Consider the following 25,841-nt stretch of genomic DNA (forward strand, 5'->3'; position numbering starts at 1 on the left):
CCCGGATGCGGTTCCGCTCCGCGGGCGTGCCTCCGGTCCGAAGCACACAGGGCGGCTGCCCCTGAAACGGGGTCACAAACGCGGTGTCGCGGGAGGTTCGGAAAACTTTCCCGGAAGTTCCCGCCAAGGCGTATGAGGGTTCATCCCGGGAAGGCGTGCCCCCGGAGGTACAAAAACTATGGCTCTCATCCTGTTGGTTCTTCTGCTGGCACTGATTCTTTTCGGCGCGGGTTTTGCCGTACAGGCACTGTGGTACATCGCGGTGGCTGTCCTGGTCGTCTGGCTGCTCGGCTTCGTGCTGCGGAGCGCGCAGAGCGGTGGCGGGAGGTCGCGCTGGTATCGCTGGTGATCCGCGCGATTCGGGGCGGCGGCGGTCCTCCGGGGCCGCCGCCGCCCCGTTTCCGTGCCCGGTCCCCCGCGGGCGGCCGGGCGGTCAGCCCACGACGGCCTGTTCCACCAGGAGCCGCACCGCCGCCGTGATGGAGGCGGCGTCGATGCCGGACAGATGGAGCTGCTCCTCGGGGGTGGCCGACGCGGGCATGTTCCGTACCGCGAGGCGGATCAGCCGGGGCAGCGGCCGTCCGTCGGCGAAGGCGGAGGCGACCGCGTCGCCGAGACCGCCCTCGGGGCGGTGGTCCTCCACGGTCATCAGACAGCCCGTGGCCTCGGCCGCCTCCTGGAGGGTGGCGGCATCGACCGGCTTCACCGAGTAGAGGTCGATGACGCGGACCCCGATCCCGGCGCCGCGGAGGGTGTCGGCCGCCCGCAGCGCCTCATGGACCGTCACCCCGGCGGCGACGACGGTGATCCGGTCGTCGGGCCCGGACCTCAGGACCTTGGAGCCGCCGACGGGGAAGCGCTCGCCGGGGCCGTACAGCACCGGGGTGGCGCCCCTGGTGGTGCGCAGATAGCCGATGCCCGACAGGTCCGCCATGGCATGGACCAGCTGGACGGTCTGCTGGGCGTCGCAGGGGTAGAGCACGGTGCTGCCATGGACCGAGCGGAACATCGCCAGGTCCTCCAGGCCCATCTGGGAGGGGCCGTCCTGGCCGATCGCCACACCGGCGTGCGAGCCCGCCAGCTGGACGGCCGCGCCGGTGACCGCGGCCATCCGGACGACGTCGTGGGCGCGGGTCAGAAACGCGGCGAAGGTGGAGGCGAAGGGGGTGTATCCACGGGCCCGCATGCCCACCGCGGCCGCCACCATCTGCTGTTCGGCGATGTAGCACTCGAAGTACCGGTCGGGGTGGGCCTCGGCGAAGGCGGCGCTGCGGGTGGAGTCGCCGACCTCCCCGTCCAGGGCCACGACCTCGGGCCGCTCCGAGCCGAGGGCGGCGAGCGCGGCCCCGAAGGCGTCGCGGGTGGCGACCTCGTCCCCGATCGCGTACCGGGGCGCCGGCGGGTCGCCGCCGACGGCGTCGCGGTGGACGGTCGCTCGGGGCGGGGCCGCCACATCCACGGTGACGGACCGCCGGCCGCCGAGTTCCTCGACGGCCCGCTCCGGGTGGGGCAGCGGTTTGCCGTGGAACCCCTCGCGGTCCTCCACCTCGGCGACGCCCCGGCCCTTGTGGGTGCGGGCGATGATCGCGACGGGCCTGCCGACCGTGCCGACGGCGCCCGTGAGGGCCGAGTCGATGGCGACGACATCGTGGCCGTCGATCTCGATGGTGTGCCAGCCGAAGGCGTGCAGCCGCCGGGCGTAGGCGTCCAGATCCCACTCCAGCCGGGTGGGTCCGCGCTGGCCGAGCCGGTTGACGTCGACGATGAGGGTCAGATTGTCGAGCTTCTCGAACGACGCCTGCTCGACGGCCTCCCAGACCGATCCCTCGGCCATCTCGCTGTCGCCGGAGAGCACCCAGACCCGGTAGGGGACTCGGTCGAGCCGTTGGCCCGCGAGCGCCATGCCGACCCCGGCGGGCAGACCCATCCCGAGTGAGCCGGTGGCGACGTCCACCCAGGGCAGCCGGGGTGTGGGGTGTCCTTCGAGCCGGCTGCCACGGCGGCGGAAGGTGAGCAGTTCCTCGTCGTCGATGACGCCCGCGGCGCGGTAGAGCGCGTACAGCAGGGGCGAGGCATGGCCCTTGGAGAGGACGAGCCGGTCGTTGCCGGGGGCGGCGGGATGGTGGAAGTCGTAGCGCAGATGGTTGGCGAGGAGGACGGCGGCGAGATCGGCGGCCGACATGGAGGAGGTCGGATGGCCCGACCCCGCCGCGTCGGCCGCGCGGACCGCGTCCACGCGCAGTTGCTGTGCCAGTTCGGTCAGTTCTTCGTTTCGCATCTCACTGCTCCTCGGGGAACCGTGGGGGCCGTCGTCGGCGGACCGGGCGGTGCCGCCCGGGCCGGTCGGGGGCCCCGGCCGTGAAGCGGCGGGGCCGGTGCCGTCCGGATACGCGTCGGGGGGACCGGGCCGTCACCGGTGGGGTGGCGGTCCGGTCCCCCCGGACGGGCGGACGGCGCGGGAACGTTTCACTGGCGGCTCCCGCCGGGGCGGCGGATACGGCGGCCCCTCGGTCATCCGTTACAGCCGCCGGTCCCGGCTCTCGTCGATCACCGGGGTCGCCTGCGGCACCACCACCCGGCGGCGCTTGGCGATGCTGGTGAAGGTGACCACTCCGATGAACCCCACGGCCATCAGGATCAGGCCGATCACATCGAGATTGGCCCCCTTCATCTCCCAGTCGGTGGCGAACGTGAGTATCGCGCCGACCGCGATCAGGACGATGCATCCTCCGAGGCCCATGGACTTCCGCCTTCCTGTACAGCCGGTTGATGCTTCCCGGGTACCCGCAGTGTTCGCGGTCATGCGGAGCGCATCGGTGCGCCGGCCCCCGCATGAGGCGGCCGGGCGGGGGTACTGCGGCCCCCGGGGGGTGATGGACGAGCCGGCCCCGGCCGGACGGAAGGAGTGAGCAGGCATGAGGATCGCGTTTCTGATGGCACCCGAGGGCATCGAGCAGATCGAGCTGACCGAGCCCTGGCAGGCGGTCACCGGCAGTGGTGACACCCCGTCGCTGGTCTCCACCGAGCCGGGCCGGGTCCAGGCGTTCCACCATCTGGACCGGGCGGACACCTTCGCCGTGGACGAGGTGGTGGGCGAGGTGTCGCCGGCCGACTACGGCGCGCTGGTCCTGCCCGGTGGCGTGGCCAACCCCGACGCGCTGCGGCTGGACGAGCGGGCCGTGGCCTTCGTACGGGGCTTCTTCGAGGCGGGGAAGCCGGTGGCGGCCATCTGCCACGCCCCCTGGACCCTGGTCGAGGCGGATGTCCTGACCGGGCGCACCCTCACCTCGTGGCCCAGTCTGCGCACCGACATCCGCAACGCGGGCGGGATCTGGGTCGACGAACAGGTACGGATCTGCGACCACGGTCCGAACACACTGGTCACCAGCCGCAAGCCGGACGATCTGAAGGCCTTCACGGCGGCCTTCACCGAGGTGTTCGCGAAGAGCGCCGACCGCTGAGCCGCGCGGGGCACGCGCCGGGACGCGCGCGGCGGTGCCGGGCGGGGGCCGCCCCGGGGCCGGCGGGCGGCGCTCACCCGGCCGGGTCATGCCGTCCGTCCCGCTCGGACCGCGACCGGGCGCGGGCGCCCGCCCGGGTGCGTCCCGCCGAGACGGGACGTTCCGGGTGGCGGCGCAAATACTCCTCCTCCAGCTCCGCCATCCGGGTGGTGTGCGAGGCGAGCGCGGCGGGCGAACCGTGCAGCAGGGTGTCGTGCCGGCTCCGGTGGATGTTCTCCAGCTCCCGGATCAGCTCCTGCTCACCGAGGCGGGCGGCCTCGATCCCCCTGCGCTGGTTCTCGGACTCCGTCATGGCAGCCGTTCTCCTTCCGTCCGGCAAACTGGCGGCGCGGTCCGTCCGGGGCCCGCGTACCGCCCGGTCCGGGTGTCCGGACGTCACTCCTGACTCTGCGGGCACCCCGGGAGTCCGCGCTATCCGGCCCCGGCCCTCTCCCGGCGTCCACCGCCGGTGCGTGACTCGCGGGGACCGGGGGCCGGGGGCAGGATGGGACCCGATCCGGTCCGGCGCCCCGTGGCGTGCCGGAGATCCCGCGCGTGATCCGCCGACACCCCTCCGGGCTGTCACCCCATCGGCACAGATCTCAGGACAATGAGAGCGATGAACGAGACGACGGACCCGGCCTCCGCGCCGGGCATGACATCGAGCACCGAGGTGGTCGGCGCGCCGTGCTGGGTCAGTCTCCTGGCCCGAGACCTCACGGCGTCCCAGGCCTTCTACGGCACTGTCCTGGGGTGGGAGTTCCGCAGGGCGAAACTGGGGGACGGCTTCAGCACCGCCTTCAAGGACGGAGCGCCGGTCGCCGGGATCGGGGCGCTCGCGGGCACGCTCCAGGTGGCGGTCGCCTGGACGCCGTACTTCGCCGTCGCCGATGTGGACGTGGCGGCGGCGCGCGTCCGGGAGCGCAGCGGCACGGTGGCGGTGGGCCCGCTCGCCTTCTCGCTGGGCCGGGCCGCGCTGGCGGCGGACCGCGACGGCGCCGTGTTCGGCATCTGGGAGGGGGCGCTGATCCCCGACTGGCAGTCCGGGCACAAGGACGCGCCCACCTGGCTGCTGCTGCGCTCCCGCAACGCCTTCGACGCGGCGATCTTCTACGGGGAGGTGCTGGACTGGGCCGCGGACCGGCCGGGTGCCTGCGATGTGGGGTACGAGAACGAGGAGGTCGTCCTCGTCAGCAACGGCCATGTGCTGGCCCGGCTCGCCTCGGGCGCCCGGGGCGCCGCCCCCGACCCGATGGCCCGGCCCCGCTGGGATGTCCACTTCCCCGTCTCCGATGTGGACGCCACCGTCCGGGCGGCGCAGGACCAGGGCGGCACCGTGCTCGCCCGGCGCACCACCGACGAGGGGGCCGAGGAGGCCGCGCTCAGCGATCCGGAGGGCGCGCTCTTCACCGTCACCGGGCACTGAGGGCCACCGGGCGCCGACGGCCCGGCCCGTCGGGTGTGTCCCGGCGCGGATCGCGGGCAGGAGCGCCGGGAGAGGCAGAGGAACGCGTCGCGCTCCCACCGGTCCCGTGGGGGCGCGCCCGGACGTTCGGAGGGAGCGCGAGCCATGGCCCCGACCCCGCCACCGGAGCACCGCGAGGAAGCGCCCGACGGCGCTGCGGCCGAGGCGGAAGCCCTGCGCCAGGAGGTGGCCGGGCTGCGCCGGGCTCTCTCCTCGCACCCGGTCATCGACATGGCGCGGGGCGTCGTGATGGCGACCGCGTCCTGCACGCCGGAGCAGGCGTGGCAGGTGCTGGTGACGGTCTCCCAGCACAGCAATCCGAAGTTGCGCGAGGTGGCCCGCCATCTGGTCGAGAGCACCCATGGGCCGCCTCCCCCGCCGCCGGTCCGGGCGGCGATGCGCTCCGCCCGCGCCGCGCTGCCCGGCCGTGACCGGTGACGGCGCGCGGCCGGGCGCGTCAGGAGCGCCGGTCAACCGGGCGCGCGCCTGTCCACCCGGTCGGGGGGCGGTTTTTTCCCGCTCTCCCCGCCGGGCGACGCGCGCCGCCGTAGAATCCGGACCCGACGCGATCACCTGCTGTCTGTCGCACCCCCGCCCGGGATGGGAGCCCCAGTGATCAGCCCTGCGCCGGACCCCGCCGCCCCCGTGGACCGGGGGCCGGACCGGGAACCCCCGTCCACCGCGGTGACCGAGCTGTCCGCCACCGTGGCCGGTCTCGCCGCCGAGAACGCCGGGCTCCGGGCCGAACTGGCCCGCCGGCGTCTGCTGGATCTGGCGACCGGCGTCCTGGTCTCGCAGCTGAGGACCTCGCCCGCGGAGGCCGCCGGGCATCTGGCCCGGCTCACGGAGGAGACCCGTACCGGCGCCGAGGACCTCGCCGCCGACATCGTCAACGGGGTCGCGGGCACCATCGCCGTCACCGCGCCGCACCCCGCCCACGCCCCGTACGGCGCGGAGGCGCGCCGCACCCGCCGGGCCGCGACGGCGGCGGAGGCCCAGCACACGGTCAACGACGCGGCGGCGACCCTGCTGGAGGGCGCGCTCGCGCCGCTGGGCGTGAAGAGCCTGTGGCTGTGGCGGCGTACCGGCTCCGGCTGTCTCCAGCTCACCGGGCACGCCGGGGTCAGCGCCATGGAGGCGGCCCAGTGGCAGTGGATTCCGCCGTCGCCGCCCGCGCCCTTCCGGACCCTGCTGACGGAGGGCGTGCCGGTCTGGCTCGCCGCCGGGCCCCCGTCCGGTGAGGTGCTGCCGGGGCCGGGGCCCCGCGCCGCGCGGGCCCTGCTGCCGCTGCGGCTGCGGGGCGCGACCGTGGGGGTGGCGCTCGCGGTGTGGCCCGCCCGGGCCGAGCTGGAGGCCCCGGTGCGGCGGGCGCTGGTGGATCTGATGGAGGTGGCCGCGCGGGTGCTGACCGCCGTGGAGTCCGAGCCGCCCTCCCCCGCCCCGGCGCTCGACGATCTGCTCGACGCGATGGCGCACCCGGCGATGACGCTCCACCACGACCGGTCCGGCGGCCGGACGGCGCCGACCGTGGAGTATCTCAACCGGTCGGCGATCGAGGCGCTCGGCGTCGCGGACGGCACGGCGGGGGATTCGCTGACCCGGCTCTTCCCACTGCTGCACACGGAGATAGCGGAGCTGTCCGAACGGGCCCACGAGTCCACCTCGGTACGGCGGGCGGCCCGGCTGCCCGCGGAGCGCGACCAGCGTCTGCCCGCCCCGCTGCTCGATGTGCGGGCGCTGCCGCTGGGCGCGGAGCGCACGGTCGTGCTCTGGCACACCAGCAGCGACCGGGGCACATCGGCGGTACGGGCGGTGGCCAGGCTCCAGGGGGTCGCCCCGTTCGAGGACAGCCTGCTGACCGGCACCTCGGTCTGGGGCGAGCAGGCGTGGGCGATGTTCGGACTGCCCCGGGAGGCGGCGCCCGCGCCCCTGACCGAGCTGCGGAGGCGTGTCCACCCCGACGACCGGGACGATCTCGCGGGACTGCTGCGGACCCTGACCGGGCGGCGGAAGGGCGCGACCGGCGTGATCCGTTTCATCCGGGACGAGAGCCGTCCCCGGCATGTGCGGATCACCGCGGAGCCGCTGCTCTCCGAGGGGGTGCTGACCGGGATCACCGGCGTCTACCAGGACGTGTCCGCCGAGTACCACACGGAGATCGCCCTGTCGGCCACCTTCGACCAGCTCACCGCCGTGCAGGCGCGGGCGGCCGTGCGCCACCGGCTGGCGCTCCAGCTCCAGCAGGCGATCGTGCCGGAGGTGCCCGCGCTCCAGTTGCTGCCGGGCCTCCAGGCCACCGCGCGCTACCGGCCGGCGATGCAGGAGTACCGCGTGGGCGGCGACTGGTACGACGTACTGCCACTGCCCGGCGGCACGGTGCTGGTCGCGGTGGGCGACATCGCGGGCCACGGCATCGACTCCGCCACCGGGATGGTGGCGCTGCGGAACGCGCTGCGGGGTCTCGCCTTCACCGGGCACACCCCCGGCCGGCTGATGGAGTGGCTGAACGAGGTCACCCTGCACACCCCGGGCCATCCGACGGCGACCGCCGTCTGCGCGCTCTACGACCCGGACCGGCGCACCCTGCGGTGGGCGAGCGCCGGCCATCTGCCGCTGCTGTTGCTGCGCGGGGGCCGGGCGGAGCTGCTGGAACCGCCCCGGGACATCCTGCTGGGGGCCGTGCCCGGCGCGGTGTACCGGGAGACCACGACCCAGCTGGAGGCGGGCGACACCCTGCTGCTCTTCACCGACGGGCTGATCGAGCGGCGCCGGGACGCGCTGGACGAGGGGCTCTCCGCGCTGCTGCGGCGGGCGGAGGAGCTGAGCGGGCGCCCGGTGGACGAGCAGGTCGACGCGCTGCTGGGCGCGGCGACCGGGGACACCGACGACGACACCAGTCTGGTCGCGGTGCGGGTGAGCACGGGCGAGGACGACTGAGTCGCCCGGCGCGGGCCGTTGCGGCGCGCCGGGCGGCCTGATCAGCGGGGCGGCGGCCCCCCGGGGCCGGACGGGCGGCCGGCTCGGCACGACGGCGCGGCGGGCCGTCACGCGGCCGGACCGGGACGGCCCGCTCGGGAACGGCCGCTCGGCGACAGTCGTTCAGGGTCGGCCGTTCAGAGCCGGCCGCTCACCCCTGTCGTGCCCGTTCCGTACGGGGGCGGCTCAGGGCTGTCCGTCCTGCCGGCGGCGGCGGGCGGCCCGCAGTTCGGCCTCCTCGCTGCGTCCGCTCTCCTTCTCGCGCTGCCCCTCCGACCTGAGGCGCTCATTGTGCAGCGCGATGCCGTCGGCCTCCTTCTTCCGGCCCTTCACCTGCTTCAGTTTCGCCTTCATCCAGCTCATGCTTCCGGCCCTTCCAGGACACCGTGGGCGTGTCCGCACTTCCAGTGTGGCCCGTTCCCCTTCCGGGCGCCGCGCGCGCGGTGCCCGGAAGGGGTCAGGTCTCCTGCGGGTGCCCTTGCGGCGCCCCCTCACACCCGCGGAGGCAGTTCCGTCAGCGATCGGCGAGATGCGCCCGGATCTTGGTCAGCAGCTCATCCGTGTCGACCGGTTTGGCGACGTAGTCATGGGCCCCGGCGGCCAGGACCCGGGCCCGGTCGCCGGGCATCGCCTTGGCGGTGACCACGATGATCGGCACGGCGGCGAACCGGGGCAGCTCCCGGATCGCGGCCATGGTGGCGAGGCCGTCCATCCCGGCCATCATCACGTCCAGCACGATGAGGTCGACGCCGCCGTGGGAGTGGAGGAGGTCGATGCCCGCCTGGCCGCTGCCGGCCTGGAGGACCGTCATCCCCTGGTTCTCCAGCACCTCGGTCAGGGCGAACACATTGCGGATGTCGTCGTCGACGACCAGGACGGTACGGCCCCGGGGGGCCCGGTCCCCGGTGGCGGGGTGCCGCTCCGGGACGGTGGCCACGACGGACGGGCGGGGAGCGGTGAGACCGTGCACCGGCAGATGGAGGGTGAAGCTGCTGCCCTCGCCGGGGGCGCTCTCCGCGGTGATGGTGCCGCCGAGGAGATGCGCCACCTCGCGGCTGATGGAGAGCCCGAGGCCGGTTCCGCCGTACCGCCGGGAGGTGGTGCCGTCGCCCTGCTGGAAGGCGCCGAAGACGCTCTGGAGGCGGTCGGCGGGGATACCGATCCCGGTGTCGATGACCCGGAAGGCGAGCACCTGCCCGCTGCCGCGCAGCGCGGCGGGCAGCTCCTCGTCGTCCGCGTTCTCCACGCGCAGCTCGACCCGGCCGCGCTCGGTGAACTTCAGCGCGTTGGAGAGGAGGTTGCGCAGCACCTGCCGCAGCCGGGACTCGTCGGTGGTGACCCGCTCCGGGATGTCCGGGGCGGCGAACACCCCGAGTTCGAGATCGCGTTCGCCGGCCACGGGCCGGAAGGTCGCCTCCACGTAGTCCAGCAGCCCGTGCAGCGCGAAGGGCTCCGGGTGGACGTCCATCTTCCCGGCCTCGACCTTCGACAGATCGAGGATGTCGTTGATCAGCTGGAGCAGATCGGAGCCCGCCGAGTGGATGACCTCGGCGTAGTCGACCTGCTTGGGCGAGAGGTTGCCCTCCAGGTTCTGGGCGAGCAACTGGGCCAGGATGAGGAGGCTGTTGAGCGGGGTGCGCAGCTCATGGCTCATATTGGCGAGGAACTCGGATTTGTACATGGAGGTACGGGAGAGCTGCTGGGCCCGGTCCTCCAGTTGCTGGCGGGCCTGTTCGATCTCCAGGTTCTTGCGCTCGATGTCGCGGTTGCGGTCGGCGAGCAGCGCGGCCTTCTCGCGGAAGGCGGCGTTGGAGCGCTGGAGCTCCTCCTGCCGGGCCTGGAGTTCCTTGGAGCGGGCGCTGAGTTCGGCGGTGAGCCGCTGGGACTGCTCCAGCAGCTCGTCGGTGCGGAGATTGGCGATCAGGGAGCTGACATTGACACCGACCGTCTCGATGAACTGTTCGAGGAAGTCGCGGTGGATGGGGGTGAAGGGACGCAGGGCGGCGAGTTCGATCACGCCGAGGACCTGGTCCTCCACGACGATGGGGAGGATGACGAGCGCGGTGGGGTCCATCCCGCCCGCCCCGGAGGCGATGGTGGCGTAGCCGGGGGGCAGGTCGTCGACGGCGATGGTGCGCCGGCTGCGGGCGGCCTGGCCGACGAGGGACTGGCCGAGGAGAAAACGTCTGGGCCCCTCGTCGGGGTCGTCGGGCGAGCCGTAGGCGGCGGTCATCACCAGCTCCGGGCCGCGCTCGCCGTCCCGGGTGAGGAAGAAGCCGCCGTACAGGGCGCCGACCAGGGGCGGCACCTCGTCCATGATCAGCTCGGCGATGGCGGGCAGGCTGCGGGTGCCCTGCATCCGGCTGGAGACCCGGGCCAGATTGGTCTTGAGCCAGTCCTGTTCCTCATTGGCCCGGATGGTGACCCGCAGCGACTCCACCATGGCGTTGATGTGGTCCTTGAGGTCCCCGACCTCCCCTGGGGCCTCGACGGTGATGGAGCGGGTGAGGTCGCCCTCGGCGACCGCGCTGGTCACCTCGGCGATGGCGCGGACCTGGCGGGTGAGGTTGCCCGCGAGTTCGTTGACGTTCTCCGTGAGCCGCTTCCAGGTGCCGGAGACGCCCTCGACCTCCGCCTGGCCGCCGAGCCGGCCCTCGCTGCCGACCTCCCGGGCGACCCGGGTGACCTCGGCGGCGAAGGAGGAGAGCTGGTCGACCATGGTGTTGATGGTGGTCTTGAGTTCGAGGATCTCGCCGCGCGCGGACACATCGATCTTGCGGGTCAGATCGCCCCGGGCGACGGCGGTGGTGACCTGGGCGATGTTGCGGACCTGGTTGGTGAGGTTGTCCGCCATGAAGTTGACGTTGTCGGTGAGGTCCTTCCAGGTGCCGGAGACGCCCCGGACGGTGGCCTGGCCGCCGAGCTTCCCCTCCGTACCGACCTCGCGGGCGACCCGGGTCACCTCCTCCGCGAAGGAGGAGAGCCGGTCGACCATGGTGTTGATGGTCTCCTTCAGCTCCAGGATCTCGCCCCGGGCGTCCACTCTGATCTTCTGGGTGAGATCGCCGCGCGCGACCGCCGTGGCGACCTGGGCGATACTGCGGACCTGCGAGGTGAGGTTGTCCGCCATGGTGTTGACACCGGTGGTCAGTTCCTGCCAGACGCCCCGGACGCGCGGTTCGCGGGCGTGGCCGCCGAGCAGCCCCTGCCCGCCGACCTCGCGGGCGACCCTGGTCACCTCCGAGGTGACCAGGGAGAGCTGGTCCACCATCCCGTTGTAGACGGCGGCGATCTCGCCGAGGAGGCCCTCCGCCTCGTCGGGGAGGCGGGCGGAGAGATCACCGTCGCGCACGGCGGTGAGTCCGGCGAGCAGTTTGCGCAGGCCCTCCTCGCTGAGCCGGCCGGACGGGGGCGGGGCGGACTGCTGGGGGAACGGCGGTGACTGCGGAAGCGGCGACGCCGGCAGCGGTGCCCCGGGCAGGGGCTCACGCGGTTCCGGCGAGGAGGCAACCCCATCCATCGCTGACCTCACCTCTCATGAACGGGCGGCGCCCCGTCGGCGGCGCCGCTCTGCGAGATACCGGGAAAGGTGGTATGGCTCTGCGGGGGAGGGCGAAACCGACGGCTGCCCTCCACCGAATCCACTCTGTCACGCCGTATCACCGCGGACACCCTGAACAGCACAGGAGCGCCAACTCGCCGTGCTCAGGCGGGCGGTGGGAGCGGTGGGGACCGGCGGCGGGCCGGGCCGCGCGGCGGGCGGGGCGGGGCCGCCGGGCCGGTTCCCGGAGTGCCGTTCCGGCAGTTGGCCACCGGGATCGGCGGTACGGGGAAGGGCCGGCGGCGCGGGGTGTCACCGTCCGGCGGCGGAGGCGGACCGGAGGTGCCGTCGCACCACAGTTCGGAGGGTGTCCCACGGCGCCGGCCGGCGGGGGCGACCGGTTCGGGCCACCTGGGCGGTGGCCGGGGGCGGCCGAGGGCGCGGCCGGTGGGCGCGGCCGGTGGGCGCGGCGCTCCGCCGGAGCCCCTCGGCCGCTGGGCCGCTGGGCCGCTGGGCCACCGGGCCACCTGGTCACCGGGCCGCTGGGCCACCGGGCCACCTGGTCACCGGGCCGCTGGGCCACCGGGCCACCGGGCCACCTGGTCACCGGGCCGCTGGGCCGCTGGGCCGCTGGGCCACCGGGCCGCCTGGTCACCGGGCCGCCGGCCAGCCGGGGCGCCTGGGCATGAGGCCAGCGGGCCGCCGGACCGTCTGGGCACCGGCACCCTGATTTCGGATATCCCGTTAGTTATCAAAGATGCCAATACGGGCATTTCTCCAGAGGAACGTCCGGACGGCGGGCCCGCCGCCCCCGGGCCGTGGCGTGGACCCGCCCCGCCGAAGGAGCCCTCCTGTGTCCAGCACCCTCCGCACTCCCCCGGCCGGCGCCCCCGTGCTCCCGGAGGCGGCGGGCGGGCGCGGGCGCGTCGGCGCGGCGGAGGCGCGGGCCCTGACCGCGGCGCTCTTCCGCAGGCTCGCGGGACTGGCGGAGGGCACCGCCGAGCACGCCCTGGTCCGCAACACCCTCGTCGAGCTGAATCTCCGTCTGGTGCGCTTCGCCGCCCGGCGCTTCGGGGGCCGGCCGGAGCCGATGGAGGACATTGTCCAGGCCGGCACCGTGGGTCTGATCAAGGCCGTGAACCGGTTCGACCCGGCTCTCGGGGTGGACTTCGCGGGCTTCGCCCTGCCGACGGTCACCGGTGAGATCAAGCGCTTCTTCCGGGACACCGGCTGGGCCGTCCATGTGCCGCGCCGGCTCCAGGAGCTGCGGATCGAGCTGGCACGGGCCACCGAGGCGCTGGAGCAGGAGCGCGGGCACCGGCCGGGGACGGCGGAGCTGGCGGAGCGGCTCCGGCTTCCCGAGGCGGAGGTGACCGAGGGTGAGCGCGCCGCCAACGCCCATGCCGCGCGCTCCCTGGACGCCCCGCTCCGGGAGGAGGAGATCACCGGGCCGCTCGCCCGGCGTCTCGGCGCGGAGGAGGGCGCCTACGACACGGTGGAGTGCCTGGTCTCCCTGAAACCCCTCATCGCCGCGCTGGGCGAGCGGGACCGGCTGCTGCTGTCCCTGCGCTTCGGCCAGGAGCTGACCCAGTCCGAGATCGGCGCCCGGCTCGGGGTCTCCCAGATGCAGGTGTCCCGGCTGCTGGCACGGGTGCTGACCCGGCTGCGCGAGGGGCTGCTGTACGACCCTCCCGGCGCCGCGCGGCTCCCGGCCGGGAGCCGCGAGGGGTGAGGGGCGGGCGCCCGCCGGCCGGGGTCAGTGCGCGGGACGGCGGGCCGGGGAGGTCACCGGGGCGACCTCGACCCAGACGACCTTGCCCTCCCCGGCGGGCTCCGATCCCCAGCCGCGCGCGAGCCGGTCCAGCACGATCAGTCCATGGCCCCCGGGCCGCGCGACATCGCGCGGCCGGGGCCTGGGTGGCTCGGGACTGAGGTCCGCGACCTCGATCCGGAGCGCGTCGGGGGTGTGGCGCAGTACGAGCTGGGTCGGCCCGCCCGCGTGCAGGCAGGCGTTGGTGACCAGCTCGGAGACGAGCAGCAGCACGTCCTCGACGCGCTCGGCCCGCTCGTCGCGCACACCCGGGGCGGGGGTCCAGCCCCAGTCCTCCAGTGCCCGCTCGGTGAAGTCGCGACAGCGCCCCACCACCCCCGCGGCTCCGAACAGCCCGAGCCGCCGTGTCTGTCCCTGCCCCCGGAGGCCCGTGCCCATCCGCTCCTCCGTTACGGCTGCGATTCGTCGGCCAGGGCAGCGCCCAGGCTCTCGTACACCCGGAACACCGTATGCGCCCCGGTTATGTCGAACATGCGTGCCACTGGTGGTCTGAGTGCCGCCAGCTCCAGCCCTATGCCGGACTCCAGTGCGTTGAGACGCGCTCTGAGCAGCACATTCAGCCCGGTGGAATCACAGAACCGCAGCTCCGCGCAGTCCACCAGTATCCGGGCGGGCCGCTCCTGGACGCCCGCGCTGAGCGCCTCGCGCAGCGGTTCGGCGGTGTCGTGGTCGAGTTCGCCCGTGAGGGCGAGGACCAGAGCACCGACGGCGCCTCTGCGCTCGACGCCGAAGCGTCCGCCGCCGGGCGCGCCATCGCCGGCCGGCTGTCCGGAAACTCCCGACACCATGGGGCTCGCCCGCCTTTCTGACCGCTTCCGGCTCCCCCGCGCAGGGGGCGCTCCGTCGAGACTGGCAGGGTCCGCCCGGCGTCGCCAGTGGGCCCGTACTGCTCCGGCCTGCGCACCGGATGTCCCGACAGTGCCCGCCCTGACCTCCCTAAAACGCCCCGGCGCGAGCCCCGTCGTAAATCACCGCCTCGCGAGCCCCGCGCACAGGACACGTCCGCGCCCCCCGCGCGGTTCACCGCGCGGGGGTGATCTCGTCGGGATCACCCGGTTCGCGGGTGGCTCCCGGGGCGTCCGGAGTGCCGCCGGGAGCCGGCGGCACCACCGAGAGCGGGGTGGCGATGGACTCCAGGGATCTGCCCTCCGCCGCCACCGCGAAGAAGACCGCGACCAGTCCGGCGACGACCATCAGCGCGGCGCCGACGCAGAAGGCGAGCACGGCGTCGGAGACCTTGCCGCTCTCGGTGAGACCGGCGAAGACCAGTGGCCCGGAGATCCCTCCGGCCGCCGTGCCGATGGCGTAGAAGAACGCGATCGACATGGCCCGGGTCTCCATCGGGAAGATCTCGCTGACGGTGAGATAGGCGGAGCTGACCCCGGCCGACGCGAAGAAGAGCACCACCGCCCAGCAGGCCGTCATGGTGGTGGCGGTGAGCCAGCCCGCGCCGAAGAACCAGGAGGTGACGAAGAGCAGCGCTCCGGAGAGGAGATAGGTGCCGGCGATCATCGGCCGCCGGCCCCAGGTGTCGAAGAGGCGGCCGAGCAGGAGGGGCCCGAGGAAGTTCCCGAAGGCGATGACGGCGAAGTAGTAGCCGGTCGCACCGCTGGGCACGTCGAAGAACCGCACCAGGATGGAGCCGAAGCCGAAGGTGATGGCGTTGTAGAGAAAGGCGCCGCCGATGAAGAGCGCGAAGCCGAGTACCGCCCGCCGGGGATAGACACGGAAGACGGTCCGGCCGATCTCGGCGAAGCCGACGCTGTGCCGCTGCCGGATGGTCATCGCGGTCGTGGCGGCGGGCAGCGGACGGCCCCGTTCCCGTTCGATCCCCTCCTCCACCGTGTCGACCAGCCGCTCCGCTTCCCGGTCCCTGCCGTGGATCAGCATCCAGCGCGGGCTCTCCGGCACGTGGCGGCGCACCAGCAGGATGACCAGGCCGAGGACGACGCCGATGGCGAAGGTGAGCCGCCAGCCGAGGTCCTTGGGGAAGACCGAGGTGTTGAGAGCGACCACCGAGAGCAGGGCTCCGCCCATCGCGCCGAGCCAGTAGCTGCCGTTGATGATCAGATCGACGCGCCCCCGGTACTTGCTGGGGATCAATTCGTCGATGGCCGAGTTGATGGCCGCGTACTCCCCTCCGATGCCGAAGCCGGTGAGGAAACGGAAGAGGAAGAACCACCAGACGGAGAAGGAGACCGCGGTCAGCGCGGTGGCCGCCAGATAGACCGCCAGGGTGATCAGGAAGAGCTTCTTGCGGCCGTAGCGGTCCGTGAGCCGGCCGAAGAAGAGGGCGCCGAGGCAGGCGCCGGCCACATAGAGCGCCGCCGCCGTGCCGGTGACCTGGGCGTCGGTGATGGGCAGTCCGCTGCCGTCCTCCGAGAGACGGCTCGCGATACTGCCGACGACGGTCACCTCCAGGCCGTCGAGAATCCATACGGTCCCCAGCCCGATGACAATCATCCAGTGCCACCGCGACCAGGGCAGCCGGTCGAGCCGGGCGGGGATTCTGGTGGTGACGATCCCCGGTTCGGCGGGGACGGATGGGCTCACAGGGTGCCTCCTGACGGACGCGCGGCCGCCCCGGGGGCCAGGGGCCACCCGCGCGGAACCGCTGGCGGGAAGTTCAGGGATCTCCCAGGATCAAACCGGATGGGAGATGACAAACACGGCATCAATGCAGCGCGCCGGGGTGAGGATCGGAGGGGCGGGGTGAGCGGGCCGGGCCGGCGGGTCAGCGGGCCGGGGCGCGGCGGCGTCTTCTGCGCTGGACCCACTGGCGCGCCGCGGCCACTCGGGGGTACTTCTCCCGCTGCTCGCGGGCGCTGCGGTCCAGCTCCTCCATCAGCCGCCGGGAGCGGTGCTCGGGGTCCAGCTCGTCCAGGATGCGATCGGTCTCGGCGAGGAGGGCGCCGTGCAGCTGCCAGTGGCGGGGATGGCCGGCGACCCCCTCCAGCAGCAGCCGGGCCACCTGCTCGCGGCTGTTCGCCGCCGCGGCCAGCTCGGCGGAGAGCCGCTGTTCGGCCGCCTCGGCGCTCGCGCTGACCTGACTGGTGACCAGGACGGCGAAGCTCACGAGCGCGTCGGCCACATGGGCGAGCAGCTCCTCGATCGCGCGCCCCGTCTCACGGGTGAAGAGATCGTCCCTCCCGCGCGCCTTCGCCAGGTCGGTCATGGTCCGGGCCATGACCCGCAGCACGACCGCGCAGATCTCCAGGGTGTCCAGCCCGGTGCGGAGCACGACCCGGTTCAGCAGCCCCTCCCTCACCCTCGGGTTGAGCCTGAGACTGTCCTCGGCCTGCCGCAGGGAGGCGTCCACCTCGGCGATGTCGTTGTCGAGCCGGCGCGCCTCGTGGAGCCGGGCGGCGGCGGTCTCGACGCTGGTGGGGGCGGTGAGTTCCTCGCCCATGACGAGCAGCAGCCGGCGCATCCGGCGCGAGAGATCCGTCAGGGACTCCCCCGCGCTGCCCACCCACACGGGCGGCAGCAGCACATTGAAGAGCAGCCCCACCACCGCGCCGATCAGGGTCTCCAGCACCCGGTCCCAGGCCGTGTCCGCCACCCGGGTGACACCGAGGACGAGCATCGCGCTGATGGCGACCTCGGGGACGAACTCGCCCACCCGGACGATGTATCCGACGATCAGCGAGGCCAGGATGATCAGCCCCAGGCTCCACCAGCTCAGTCCGACCAGCACGCTGAAGGCGCTGGCGATGAGCACCCCGGCGACCACCGAGTTCACCCGCCGGATGCCGGTGGTGAGCGTCGAGTAGAGCGTCACCTGGACCACGAGCAGAGCCGTCAGGGGGGCGGTGAGCGGGGCGGGTTCGCCGCTGAGCCAGAGGGCGGCGGCGTAGGCGATGGTCGCGGCGGCGGTCGAGCGCAGCGTCTGGACGACGGCGGGCTCGCGCCGGTGCCGCCGGATGAATTCGGCTGCCCGCTCCCGGGCCGGCTCTCGCGTCGTGGGCAATGCCGCCACCCGTGTGTGTCGAGGGCCCGTGCGCCGTTGGGTCGGGACCTCGGGCGGAGTGGTCCTGACGGCCCCGGGCAGACAGGGCGCTCGCCCGGCCCCGGCCCGGATTCCTCGCTCGGGACCCCTCTGCGGTCCTCCAGCAGGATCAGGGTAAGGCCCCCGGCCGCGATCCGCCCCCCGTCGGGAGCCCCGGTGCCGGAGCGGCGTGGCGCGGTGGGTCATGGGCGGGGCTCCTCGTCCGTGGTCGGCCGTGCTCCGTGCCCGTCGCCGTCATGGTTCGGTGCCCGGCTCCCGCTCGCCAGGGTCGCGCGGAGGTCACGGGGCCCGCGTCGCGCGGAACCGGGCGTGCGCGCCCGGCGCGCGGGCACGGCCCCGCCGGGGTACGGAGCGGAGGTCCTCGCACGGAGGGCGCGGCGGGCACGGCGGGCCGACCGGGAGCCGGGCCTGCCGGGCGTGTGCGCCCAGGGGCCCGCGCGGGGTCCGGCACGAACCGCCGCGGGGCCGGCGCCGTCGCCGGCCGGGCGGGGTGGGCGCCCGCGGAGGGGGTCGGTCCGCGCCCGTCCCGGTGAGCCCCCGGCGCACTCCGCCGCCGCCGGGTCCGGACGGCGCGCCGGGCGGGTACCGGTCGCGCGGGGGCGGGTACGGAGGTGTCCGGCGCGGGCCGGGGGCGTGCGGGGTTCACCGTGCGGCCTGCGGGAGCACCGTGCGGACGGTCCCGTCGGGGGCGCTCCGGGGTGCCGCGCCGCGCGCGGCGGGCGAGAGTGGGAGTCAGGCCCCGGGAGCGCGCCCCGGGGTGCCGCACCCCGGCGCGGAGAGGGCCGGGGAGATGCCACGAGGAGCAGCCATGGACCCCCTGGACGCGCTGGACCGGGTGGCGTTCCTGCTGGAGCGCTCCCGGGCGCGGACCTACCGGGTCCGGGCGTTCCGCACCGCGTCGGCGGCCCTGGCGGAGCTGGGCCCCGGGGAGATCGCCGAGCGGGCCGCCGCGGGCACACTGGAGGCGGTCAGGGGCGTCGGCCCCAGGACGGCGGCCGTGGTGCGGGAGGCGCTGGCCGGAGAGGTGCCGGTCTATCTCCAGGGGCTGGAGGAGGAGGCGTCGGCGCCGCGGACGGAGGGCGGCGACGCGCTGCGGGCGCTGCTGCGCGGTGACTGCCATCTGCACTCGGACTGGTCGGACGGGGGCAGTCCGATCGAGGCGATGGGCCGGACGGCGCGGGCGCTGGGCCACGAGTGGGCGGTGCTCACCGATCACTCGCCCCGGCTGACCGTGGCGAACGGGCTCTCCGCCGAGCGGCTGCGCGAGCAACTGGAGGTGGTGGCCGACCTGAACGCGCGCTGGGCGCCGTTCCGGCTGCTCACGGGCATCGAGTGCGACATCCTGCCGGACGGCTCGCTGGACCAGGAGCCGGAGCTGCTGGAGCGCCTCGATCTGGTGGTCGCCTCGGTCCACTCCGAGCTGCGGATGGAGTCGGCGGGCATGACCCGGCGGCTGGTGCGGGCGGTGAGCGACCCCCGGGTGGATGTGCTGGGCCACTGCACCGGGCGGCTGCTGATCGGCCGTGAGCACATGGGCCGGGGGCGGCCGGGGAGCAGCGGCACCCGGCCCGAGTCGCGCTTCGACGCGGCGGAGGTCTTCGCGGCCTGCGCGGACCGGGGCACGGCGGTGGAGATCAACAGCAGACCGGAGCGGCTCGATCCGCCGATGCGGCTGCTGCGGCTCGCCGTGGAGGCGGATGTGTTCCTCGCCATCGACACGGACGCGCACGCCCCGGGGCAGCTCGACTGGCAGATCCTCGGCTGCGACCGGGCGGAGCGGGCCGGGGTGCGGCCCGACCGGGTGATCAACACCTGGAGCGCGGCGGAGCTTCTGCGGTGGACGGAGACGGGAGCGGGGCCGGGGCCGTGAACGGGAGGCGGGGGCGGGAGGCGGGGGCGGGAGGCGGGCGGTGATGGCCGATTCGGGCCCGTCTGCATCCGGCCCGAGGGGGTAGGCGGGCCGGTATGACGGTCACCAAGACAAGTGTGCTGGTACTGGACAGTGCCGAACCGGTCGAGCTGGCGGAGTTCTACGCCGCCCTCCTCGACGCGGAGATCCATATCGGGGACGACCCGGACCTGGTGGAGATCATCGGCCACAGAGGCGTCCATCTCGCGATCCGCAGAGACCGCGGTTACGCGCCCCCGAGCTGGCCCCGGCCGGAGGACTCGCAGCAGGCGCATCTGCGCATCCTGGTGGGCCGGGGCGACATGGACGAGGCCGAGCGCGAGGCCGTCGGCCTGGGCGCGCGGCCGGTGGACACCAAGGACAACAGCGGCCCGCGCGATGTCCGGGTCTACTCCGACCCGGCCGGGCACTCCTTCTCCCTGGCCGTCCACCCGCCGCGCCGGGAGGACTGACGGGCCGGCACCCCCGGAGGCCGTCACGCCGGGAGGGCCGGGAGGACCGGGAGGACCGGGCCGTCACTCTTCGCCGCACGGACCGCGCACATTCCCGGAGCCGGCCCCCCGCGGCCCCTTCCGCCCGCTCCACTCCTCTTGGACACTCCCCCGGCGTCACGACTCACGCTCGCTCTCCCACCTCCAAGGGGTTCCCGCTCCATGTCTGAACTCGACCGCCGCCGCTTTCTGCGGATCGCCGGGGCCACCGCCGGCCACGCCGCCCTCACCGGAAGCGTCAATCGCGCCGCCGCGATCCCGGCGAGCCGGCGTCACGGCTCCATCAGGGACGTGGAGCACATCGTCGTCCTGATGCAGGAGAACCGCTCCTTCGACCACTACTTCGGTGCGCTCAGGGGAGTACGCGGCTTCGGCGATCCGCGCCCCTACGTGCTGAACTCCGGTAAGCCGGTGTGGCACCAGCCGGACGGGACGAAGGAGGTGCTCCCCTACCACCCGGACGCCGAGGACCTCGGCATGCGGTTCATCGCGGGCCTGCCCCACTACTGGGAAGACGGCCACCGGGCCTGGAACGACGGCCGGTACGACACCTGGATTCCGGCCAAGTCCGCCGGGACGATGGCGTATCTGGAGCGGGAGGACATCCCGTTCCACTACGCGCTCGCCGACGCGTTCACCGTCTGCGACGCGTACCACTGCTCCTTCATCGGCGCGACCGACCCCAACCGCTACTACATGTGGACGGGCCACACCGGCAACGACGGCAGGGGCGGCGGGCCGGTGCTCGGCAATGAGCAGCTGGGGTACGACTGGACCACGTACCCCGAGCGGCTGGAGCGGGCCGGGATCTCCTGGAAGGTCTACCAGGACATCGGCGACGGCCTGGACGCGGCCGGGCGGTGGGGGTGGCTCCAGGACGCCTACCGGGGCAACTACGGCGACAACTCGCTGCTGTACTTCAACCGGTACCGCGACGCCCGGCCGGGGAACCCGCTCTTCGACAGGGCCCGCACCGGTACGGACGTGGGGCGCGGGGACGGGTACTTCGATGTGCTGAGGGCCGATGTCGCCGCCGGCCGGCTGCCGCGGATCTCCTGGATCACCGCCCCCGAGGCGTTCTCCGAGCACCCGAACTGGCCGACGAACTACGGCGCCTGGTACATCTCCCGGGTGCTGGACGCCCTCACCTCCAACCCCGGCGTATGGGCGAGGACCGCGCTGTTCATCACCTACGACGAGAACGACGGCTACTTCGACCACGTGCCCCCGCCCTTCCCGCCGGCGTCGGCCGCGCAGGGGCTCTCCGGGGTGGACAGCTCGCTCGACCACTTCCCCGGGGACAGGAAGTACCGCGCCGGGCCCTACGGGCTCGGCCAGCGGGTGCCGATGCTGGTGGTGTCGCCCTGGAGCACCGGCGGGTACGTCTGCTCCGAGACCTTCGACCACACCTCGCTCGTCCGGTTCATGGAGCGGCGCTTCGGGGTGGCCGAGCCGGGTATCTCGCCCTGGCGGCGCGCCGTCTGCGGCGATCTGACCTCGGCGTTCGACTTCGCGCTGCGACAGGACCGGCCCGCGGAGCTGCCGGACACCGACGCCTGGGAACCGCCGGACAGGGAGCGCCACCCCAGCTATGTGCCGGTGCCGCCCGCCGACCCGTCGATGCCAGCGCAGGAGAGGGGCTCCCGGCCCACCCGGCCCCTTCCCTACGCGCCCCTGGTGGACGCGGAGCGGTCGCCGGAGGCCGGGCGGATCACCCTGACCTTCGGCGGGGGCGCACGGGCGGGCGCGTGCTTCCTGGTGACAGCGGCGAACCGGACGGACGGGCCGTGGACCTACACCGCCGCCGCCGGGAACACCGTCTCCGGCACCTGGAGCGCCTCCCGCTCCCAGGGCGCGCACGATCTGACGGTGTACGGTCCGAACGGCTTCCTCCGCGCCTTCCGGGGGCAGGCCGCCACGGCGGGGCCGGAGGTGACGGCCCGTCATATCGCCCGCGAGGGGGTCGAGCTGACCATGGTCAACCACGGCACCTCGGTCTGCCGGCTGACGCTCGCCAACGCCTACGGCGGCAGGAAGCGGACGTTCACGGTCCGTCCGGGCGGGCGGATGCGGCACACCGTGGAGCTGCGGGGCCGCGAGCGCTGGTACGACCTGGAGGTGACCGCCTCCACGGACAGCGGCTTCCTGCGGCGGTTCGCCGGGCACGTGGAGAACGGGGCTCCGGGGGTGAGCGACCCGGCGATCCGTACGCGCTGATCCGCCGGGCCCCGGTGCGCGCCGGGGCGGGTGTCTCCCCCGGCTACTCCTCCCTGAGCACACCGATCTTGTCGATGCGGTGCTCCGGGTTGCCGTGGGCGTCGCGCCAGAAGTTGCCTGCGGCGTTGTCCTCCGGGGTCGCGCACGTCGAGAGCGTGATCATGGCCTCGGTGGGGCGCTCGCCGGGGTGGCCCGGGACCGGGGCGCGCTGTTCGGCGAGGGAGCGCTCGGAGCGGAAGGAGGTGCGGCGCGTCCCGGTGATCTCGTAGGTGTGGGTACGGCCGGCCGCCGTGACGGTGACCGTGTCGCCCTCGCCCAGGGACGGGAGGTCGCGCAGCGGGCCGCCCGCGGAGAGCCGGTGGGCGGTGACCAGGTAGTTGCCCTTCTCGCCCGGGCCGACGCCGCCGTGCTCGCCGTGGGGGCTGGCGGCGTCCCCCCGGTTCTGGATGCGGGTGCCCTCGGTGTCGTCCGTCGTGCCCTCGTAGGGGATGACGCGGAGGTCTCGCACGCCGATGGCGGGGATGGAGAGGGTCGCGGTCGCGGGGGCCGGTGGAGCGACGGGTTCGGCGGCGGTGGCCGTCGCGGTGGAGAGGGTCAGCAGGGCTGAGGCGAGCGCGAGGGCGAGGGTGCGGAGAGTGCGGGGTACGGCCATGGGCGCATCCGGACGCTGGGGCGGATGTACGGGTCTGGGGGGCGCGGCGGGGCCTGGAGCATGCGCTCCGGCGCACCCGGTGGGGCCGGTGGGCTGGGCCCCGGCCGCGGGGGGACGGCCGCCCGGCCCAGGGGCCGAGGACGTGTTCCCGTCCTTTGTCCACCATGCCGAAGGCCATGGCATCCGGCAACGCGAAGGAGTTCTGAGTAGCGCGCGGCCCGGGAGACCCGGCGTACCGATCCCGCCGCCCGCGGGCACCCCGCCGACGGGGTCCGTCCTCAAACGCCGGACGGGCTGAGAAAGGGGAGCCCGCCGGGGAGCGGGAACGCAGCCCACCCGCCGACTGCGGGCACCCCGGCCGCGCGGCTTCCGCCCCCGAAGCAACAGGACGGGCTCAGGAAGGGGAGCCCGCCAGGGAGCGGAAACGCAGCCCACCCGCCGGCTGCGGGCACCCCGGCCGCGCGGCTTCCGCCCCCGAAGCAACAGGACGGGCTCAGGAAGGGGAGCCCGCAGGGGCCGAGAGCGCAACCACACCCATCAGCTCCGGGCACCCGGGGAACACGGTCCGTCCTCAAACGCCGGACAGGCTGGGGACAGCAACCCCGCCGGGGAGCGGAAACGCAGCCCACCCGCCGGCTGCGGGCACCCCACCCCCAGTGTCCGCCCCCGAACACCGGACAGGACGGAGAACACGGTCCGTCCCCGAACGCCGGACGCGACCCCCGCCGGGGAGCGGGAACGCAGCCCACCCGCCGGCTGCGGGCGAGGCGGGGTCAGGCGTCGGGAGGGAGGGGGACTCGCCATTCCAGGTGGGTGCCGGACTCCTCGCCCGGGCGGGCCGTGCTCGTGCCGCCGAGCCTGGCCGCGCGCTCCGCGAGGTTCCGCAGACCGCTGCGGCGGCCCTCCGGAGCCGTACCGATCCCCACGCCGTCGTCCGTGACCGTCACGGTCAGCTCCCCCGCGCGGACCCGGAGCGACACCTCGGTCCGGGTGGCGGCGGCGTGGCGGGCCACATTGCTCAGGGCCTCCGCGAGCACCGCCACCACCTCGTCCGCGACCGGGCGCGGCACATCCGTGTCGATCAGACCCTCCATCCGCAGGCCGGGGGCGAACCCGAGGGTGCGGGCCGCCTCCTCCAGGGCCCGGACGGTACGGACCCGCAGACCGGGCGAGGCGCCCGCCGTCTCGCGCTCGCGGAGGCCGAAGATCGTCGACCGAATGATCTTGATGGTGTCGTCCAGGTCGTCGATCGCCCGCACCAGCCGCTCGGTGGCCTCCGGGTGGTCGACGAATCTGCGGGCGCTCTGGAGCGTCATCCCGGTCGCGAAGAGCCGCTGGATCGCCAGATCGTGCAGATCGCGGGCGATCCGGTCGCGGTCGGCGAGCAGGGCCATCTGCTCGGAGTCGCGGCGCCGGTCCTCCAGTTCGAGGGCGAGCGCGGCCTGCCCCGCGAAACCCGACAGGGGCGCGGTCTCCGCGTCGGTGAACGGCGGTCGCCCCGACGCGCGGGCGAGCATCAGCACGCCCCTGACCCGGCCCGCCTTCCCCACGGGAACGGCGACCGCGGGCCCGAACCCCTCCCAGCGGCCCGCCCCCGCGCTCACCCGCGGATCGCCGGCGAGGTCCGGGGAGGTGGTCAGGGCGCCCTCGGCGAGCGCGGCGGCGGCCAGGGTGCCCCCGGCGGACGGCTGCGCCCCGGCCGGCTCGGCGGCTCCCTCCCCCAGCACCAGCGCCTCGCGCAGCTCCCCGCCCCGCCCGGCGAGATAGACGACGCCCACATCGGAGGTGGTGAGGTGCCTGGCCCGGTCCGTCATCATCTCCAGGACCTGGATCTCGGTGGCCCCGGAGAGCAGCGCGCTGGTGAAGTCGGCGCTGGCGGTCAGCCACCGCTCCCGGAGCCGTACCGTCTCGAAGAGCCGGGCGTTCTCGATCGCGATGCCGGCCGCGACCGCCAGGGTGGCGAGGACCGCCTCGTCCTCGGCGTCGAACTCGCCGCCGCCGCGCTTCTCCGTCAGATACAGATTGCCGAACACCTCGTCCCGCACCCGCACGGGCACCCCGAGGAAGGAGTGCATCGGCGGGTGGTGCGCGGGGAACCCCGATGAGGAGGGGTGGTCGGACAGCTCCGGGAGCCGGAGCGCCTCGGGGTGCCGGATCAGCTCCCCGAGCAGCCCGTGCCCCGACGGCGGGTCGCCGATGCGGGCGCTGGTCTCCTCGGGGACGCCGACCGTCAGGAACTGGTCGAGCCTCCGCTCGTCCCCGATGACGCCGAGCGCGCCGTACTCGGCGTCCACGAGCACCACCGCGGCCTCCACGATGCCGCGCAGCACCTGGGGAAGATCCAGCTCACGGCCCACCGACATCACGGCCTCCAGCAGACCGTTGAGCCGGTCGCGGCTGCCCCGCACCTCGTCGATCCGGGACTGGAGTTCGTCGAGCAGCTCGTCGAGCCGGAGGCGCGGAAGCCTGCCCGCGCCGCCTTCGTCCCCACTCATTGGCCCTCCGAGACCCTCCGTCCGATCCGGCCCACCAGGGCCCCCGCCACCGTATCGCCCGCGCCGGGCGCGCTCCCCGGCAGGGCCGTTCGGCCCGGTGGGTGTCCCCGCCCGGCCCCAGCGGTACGGGCGTCCCCCGGCGGATGCTCGACGGTGTCAGCCGGACGCCGAAGGGCCCGGGAAGCCCGGCCTCCCCGTGGCAGCGGGTGGGCGGGAGTCAGGACGGTGAGCACCTTGAGGACCACGATGAGCGCTCTGTCGACGGAGCACCGCGGACGGTTGATGGAGATCGGCCGGGAGGTCTCCTTCGGCCAGGGGGCCAGAATCTTCGACGAGGGCGACCGGCCGGACCGGTTCTGGATCGTACGGACCGGTCTGGTCACCCTGGACATCGCCGTGCCCGGCCGGCGTCCCGCGGTGATCGAGTCGCTCACCCACGGCGAGCTGGTCGGCTGGTCGTGGATGTTCCCGCCGTCGTCCTGGCAGATGGGCGCGGAGGCCATGACACCGGTACGGGCGCTGGAGTTCGACGCGGCCCGGGCCCGGCGGCTCTGCGACGCCGACCCCTGGTTCGGCTACGAGGTGGGCCGATGGGTGGGCGCGGTGCTGGCCCACCGGCTGCGGGCGGCGCGCACCCGGCTGCTGGATCTGTACGGCCCGCACGGGAGCGGCGTCCCCGGGAGCGCGAGCGCGCACCTTCCGGTCCGGGAACATGGCGGGGATGCCCGTCATCCACCCGGCGCGATAGGCCGATC

General features: G+C 74.1%; 20 protein-coding genes and 1 pseudogene. 10 read left to right on the forward strand and 11 right to left on the reverse strand.

The window, feature by feature from the left end; genetic code table 11:
• Positions 1-178 precede the first annotated feature (178 nt).
• Positions 179-349, forward strand: coding sequence for a hydrophobic protein (locus ABT122_RS08940; RefSeq protein ID WP_351547590.1), 171 nt, complete (start codon positions 179-181; stop codon positions 347-349).
• Between the two features lie 84 nt (positions 350-433).
• On the opposite strand, the gene ABT122_RS08945 is transcribed toward ABT122_RS08940, so the two are convergent.
• Both ABT122_RS08945 and ABT122_RS08950 read right to left on the reverse strand, forming a co-directional pair.
• On the reverse strand, positions 434-2,278 hold the full coding sequence (locus ABT122_RS08945) for a transketolase (RefSeq protein WP_351547593.1): 1,845 nt from the start codon (positions 2,276-2,278) through the stop codon (positions 434-436).
• A 240-nt stretch (positions 2,279-2,518) separates the two neighbouring features.
• Positions 2,519-2,740 (reverse strand): DUF6458 family protein, encoded by a 222-nt coding sequence (locus ABT122_RS08950; RefSeq protein WP_351547596.1) that lies wholly within the window; start codon positions 2,738-2,740, stop codon positions 2,519-2,521.
• A gap of 175 nt (positions 2,741-2,915) precedes the next feature.
• On the opposite strand from ABT122_RS08950, the gene ABT122_RS08955 reads away from it, so the two are divergent.
• Positions 2,916-3,461: a type 1 glutamine amidotransferase domain-containing protein gene (locus tag ABT122_RS08955; protein ID WP_351547599.1), complete on the forward strand. Its 546-nt coding sequence runs from the start codon at positions 2,916-2,918 to the stop codon at positions 3,459-3,461.
• 73 nt (positions 3,462-3,534) lie between these two features.
• Here ABT122_RS08955 and ABT122_RS08960 read toward each other — a convergent pair whose 3' ends face one another.
• The gene (locus tag ABT122_RS08960; RefSeq protein WP_351547601.1) at positions 3,535-3,813 is read right to left on the reverse strand and encodes a DUF6158 family protein; all 279 of its coding nucleotides are present in this window, start codon (positions 3,811-3,813) and stop codon (positions 3,535-3,537) included.
• 306 nt (positions 3,814-4,119) lie between these two features.
• On the opposite strand from ABT122_RS08960, the gene ABT122_RS08965 reads away from it, so the two are divergent.
• The 3 genes from ABT122_RS08965 (at position 4,120) to ABT122_RS08975 (ending at position 7,902) form a co-directional block, all read left to right on the forward strand.
• Positions 4,120-4,926, forward strand: coding sequence for a VOC family protein (locus tag ABT122_RS08965; protein WP_351547604.1), 807 nt, complete (start codon positions 4,120-4,122; stop codon positions 4,924-4,926).
• Between the two features lie 144 nt (positions 4,927-5,070).
• A complete protein-coding gene (locus tag ABT122_RS08970) occupies positions 5,071-5,403 on the forward strand; it encodes an ANTAR domain-containing protein (RefSeq protein ID WP_351547607.1) in 333 nt (110 codons plus the stop codon).
• Between the two features lie 174 nt (positions 5,404-5,577).
• Positions 5,578-7,902, forward strand: coding sequence for a SpoIIE family protein phosphatase (locus ABT122_RS08975; RefSeq protein ID WP_351547610.1), 2,325 nt, complete (start codon positions 5,578-5,580; stop codon positions 7,900-7,902).
• A gap of 225 nt (positions 7,903-8,127) precedes the next feature.
• On the opposite strand, the gene ABT122_RS08980 is transcribed toward ABT122_RS08975, so the two are convergent.
• Together ABT122_RS08980 and ABT122_RS08985 are read right to left on the reverse strand one after the other, a co-directional pair.
• Positions 8,128-8,295 carry a hypothetical protein gene (locus ABT122_RS08980; RefSeq protein ID WP_351547613.1) on the reverse strand — a complete coding sequence of 56 codons (168 nt, stop codon included), beginning with the start codon at positions 8,293-8,295 and terminating at the stop codon, positions 8,128-8,130.
• 160 nt (positions 8,296-8,455) lie between these two features.
• The gene (locus ABT122_RS08985) at positions 8,456-11,461 is read right to left on the reverse strand and encodes a HAMP domain-containing protein (protein WP_351547615.1); all 3,006 of its coding nucleotides are present in this window, start codon (positions 11,459-11,461) and stop codon (positions 8,456-8,458) included.
• Between the two features lie 778 nt (positions 11,462-12,239).
• On the opposite strand from ABT122_RS08985, the gene ABT122_RS08990 reads away from it, so the two are divergent.
• A complete protein-coding gene (locus ABT122_RS08990) occupies positions 12,240-13,214 on the forward strand; it encodes a SigB/SigF/SigG family RNA polymerase sigma factor (RefSeq protein ID WP_502976120.1) in 975 nt (324 codons plus the stop codon).
• A 24-nt stretch (positions 13,215-13,238) separates the two neighbouring features.
• Here ABT122_RS08990 and ABT122_RS08995 read toward each other — a convergent pair whose 3' ends face one another.
• The 4 genes from ABT122_RS08995 to ABT122_RS09010 form a co-directional block, all read right to left on the reverse strand.
• The gene (locus ABT122_RS08995; RefSeq protein WP_351547618.1) at positions 13,239-13,691 is read right to left on the reverse strand and encodes an ATP-binding protein; all 453 of its coding nucleotides are present in this window, start codon (positions 13,689-13,691) and stop codon (positions 13,239-13,241) included.
• Positions 13,692-13,702: 11 nt separating this feature from the next.
• Positions 13,703-14,101 carry an STAS domain-containing protein gene (locus ABT122_RS09000; RefSeq protein WP_351547621.1) on the reverse strand — a complete coding sequence of 133 codons (399 nt, stop codon included), beginning with the start codon at positions 14,099-14,101 and terminating at the stop codon, positions 13,703-13,705.
• Positions 14,102-14,333: 232 nt separating this feature from the next.
• Entirely contained in the window at positions 14,334-15,866 is a 1,533-nt protein-coding gene (locus ABT122_RS09005) for an MFS transporter (RefSeq protein WP_351547624.1), read from the reverse strand.
• A gap of 181 nt (positions 15,867-16,047) precedes the next feature.
• A complete protein-coding gene (locus tag ABT122_RS09010) occupies positions 16,048-17,283 on the reverse strand; it encodes an FUSC family protein (protein WP_351547627.1) in 1,236 nt (411 codons plus the stop codon).
• A gap of 847 nt (positions 17,284-18,130) precedes the next feature.
• Here ABT122_RS09010 and ABT122_RS09015 point away from each other — a divergent pair.
• The 3 genes from ABT122_RS09015 to ABT122_RS09025 all read left to right on the forward strand — a co-directional run bounded on the left by ABT122_RS09015 (position 18,131) and on the right by ABT122_RS09025 (position 21,939).
• Entirely contained in the window at positions 18,131-19,192 is a 1,062-nt protein-coding gene (locus ABT122_RS09015; protein WP_351547630.1) for a PHP domain-containing protein, read from the forward strand.
• A 95-nt stretch (positions 19,193-19,287) separates the two neighbouring features.
• Complete coding sequence (locus tag ABT122_RS09020; protein ID WP_351547633.1) at positions 19,288-19,683, forward strand: VOC family protein; 396 nt, start codon at positions 19,288-19,290, stop codon at positions 19,681-19,683.
• A gap of 201 nt (positions 19,684-19,884) precedes the next feature.
• Positions 19,885-21,939, forward strand: coding sequence for a phosphocholine-specific phospholipase C (locus tag ABT122_RS09025; RefSeq protein ID WP_351547636.1), 2,055 nt, complete (start codon positions 19,885-19,887; stop codon positions 21,937-21,939).
• A 43-nt stretch (positions 21,940-21,982) separates the two neighbouring features.
• On the opposite strand, the gene ABT122_RS09030 is transcribed toward ABT122_RS09025, so the two are convergent.
• On the reverse strand, positions 21,983-22,591 hold the full coding sequence (locus ABT122_RS09030) for a class E sortase (protein WP_351547639.1): 609 nt from the start codon (positions 22,589-22,591) through the stop codon (positions 21,983-21,985).
• Positions 22,592-23,364: 773 nt separating this feature from the next.
• Positions 23,365-25,086 (reverse strand): GAF domain-containing sensor histidine kinase, encoded by a 1,722-nt coding sequence (locus tag ABT122_RS09035; RefSeq protein ID WP_351547642.1) that lies wholly within the window; start codon positions 25,084-25,086, stop codon positions 23,365-23,367.
• Between the two features lie 246 nt (positions 25,087-25,332).
• Here ABT122_RS09035 and ABT122_RS09040 point away from each other — a divergent pair.
• A pseudogene (locus ABT122_RS09040) lies at positions 25,333-25,761 on the forward strand (Crp/Fnr family transcriptional regulator); the annotation flags it as partial.
• Positions 25,762-25,841 lie beyond the last annotated feature (80 nt).

This window comes from Streptomyces sp. NPDC001985, assembly GCF_040296845.1.
GTDB lineage: Bacteria > Actinomycetota > Actinomycetes > Streptomycetales > Streptomycetaceae > Streptomyces.

Excerpts from the sequence above, each read along its gene's own strand:
- ABT122_RS08940 (WP_351547590.1), top strand. The coding sequence starts at position 179 with ATGGCTCTCATCCTGTTGGTTCTTCTGCTGGCACTGATTCTTTTCGGC.
- ABT122_RS08945 (WP_351547593.1), bottom strand. The coding sequence starts at position 2,278 with ATGCGAAACGAAGAACTGACCGAACTGGCACAGCAACTGCGCGTGGAC.
- ABT122_RS08950 (WP_351547596.1), bottom strand. The coding sequence starts at position 2,740 with ATGGGCCTCGGAGGATGCATCGTCCTGATCGCGGTCGGCGCGATACTC.
- ABT122_RS08955 (WP_351547599.1), top strand. The coding sequence starts at position 2,916 with ATGAGGATCGCGTTTCTGATGGCACCCGAGGGCATCGAGCAGATCGAG.
- ABT122_RS08960 (WP_351547601.1), bottom strand. The coding sequence starts at position 3,813 with ATGACGGAGTCCGAGAACCAGCGCAGGGGGATCGAGGCCGCCCGCCTC.
- ABT122_RS08965 (WP_351547604.1), top strand. The coding sequence starts at position 4,120 with ATGAACGAGACGACGGACCCGGCCTCCGCGCCGGGCATGACATCGAGC.
- ABT122_RS08970 (WP_351547607.1), top strand. The coding sequence starts at position 5,071 with ATGGCCCCGACCCCGCCACCGGAGCACCGCGAGGAAGCGCCCGACGGC.
- ABT122_RS08980 (WP_351547613.1), bottom strand. The coding sequence starts at position 8,295 with ATGAAGGCGAAACTGAAGCAGGTGAAGGGCCGGAAGAAGGAGGCCGAC.
- ABT122_RS08985 (WP_351547615.1), bottom strand. The coding sequence starts at position 11,461 with ATGGATGGGGTTGCCTCCTCGCCGGAACCGCGTGAGCCCCTGCCCGGG.
- ABT122_RS08990 (WP_502976120.1), top strand. The coding sequence starts at position 12,240 with ATGCCAATACGGGCATTTCTCCAGAGGAACGTCCGGACGGCGGGCCCG.
- ABT122_RS08995 (WP_351547618.1), bottom strand. The coding sequence starts at position 13,691 with ATGGGCACGGGCCTCCGGGGGCAGGGACAGACACGGCGGCTCGGGCTG.
- ABT122_RS09000 (WP_351547621.1), bottom strand. The coding sequence starts at position 14,101 with ATGGTGTCGGGAGTTTCCGGACAGCCGGCCGGCGATGGCGCGCCCGGC.
- ABT122_RS09015 (WP_351547630.1), top strand. The coding sequence starts at position 18,131 with ATGGACCCCCTGGACGCGCTGGACCGGGTGGCGTTCCTGCTGGAGCGC.
- ABT122_RS09020 (WP_351547633.1), top strand. The coding sequence starts at position 19,288 with ATGACGGTCACCAAGACAAGTGTGCTGGTACTGGACAGTGCCGAACCG.
- ABT122_RS09025 (WP_351547636.1), top strand. The coding sequence starts at position 19,885 with ATGTCTGAACTCGACCGCCGCCGCTTTCTGCGGATCGCCGGGGCCACC.
- ABT122_RS09030 (WP_351547639.1), bottom strand. The coding sequence starts at position 22,591 with ATGGCCGTACCCCGCACTCTCCGCACCCTCGCCCTCGCGCTCGCCTCA.
- ABT122_RS09035 (WP_351547642.1), bottom strand. The coding sequence starts at position 25,086 with ATGAGTGGGGACGAAGGCGGCGCGGGCAGGCTTCCGCGCCTCCGGCTC.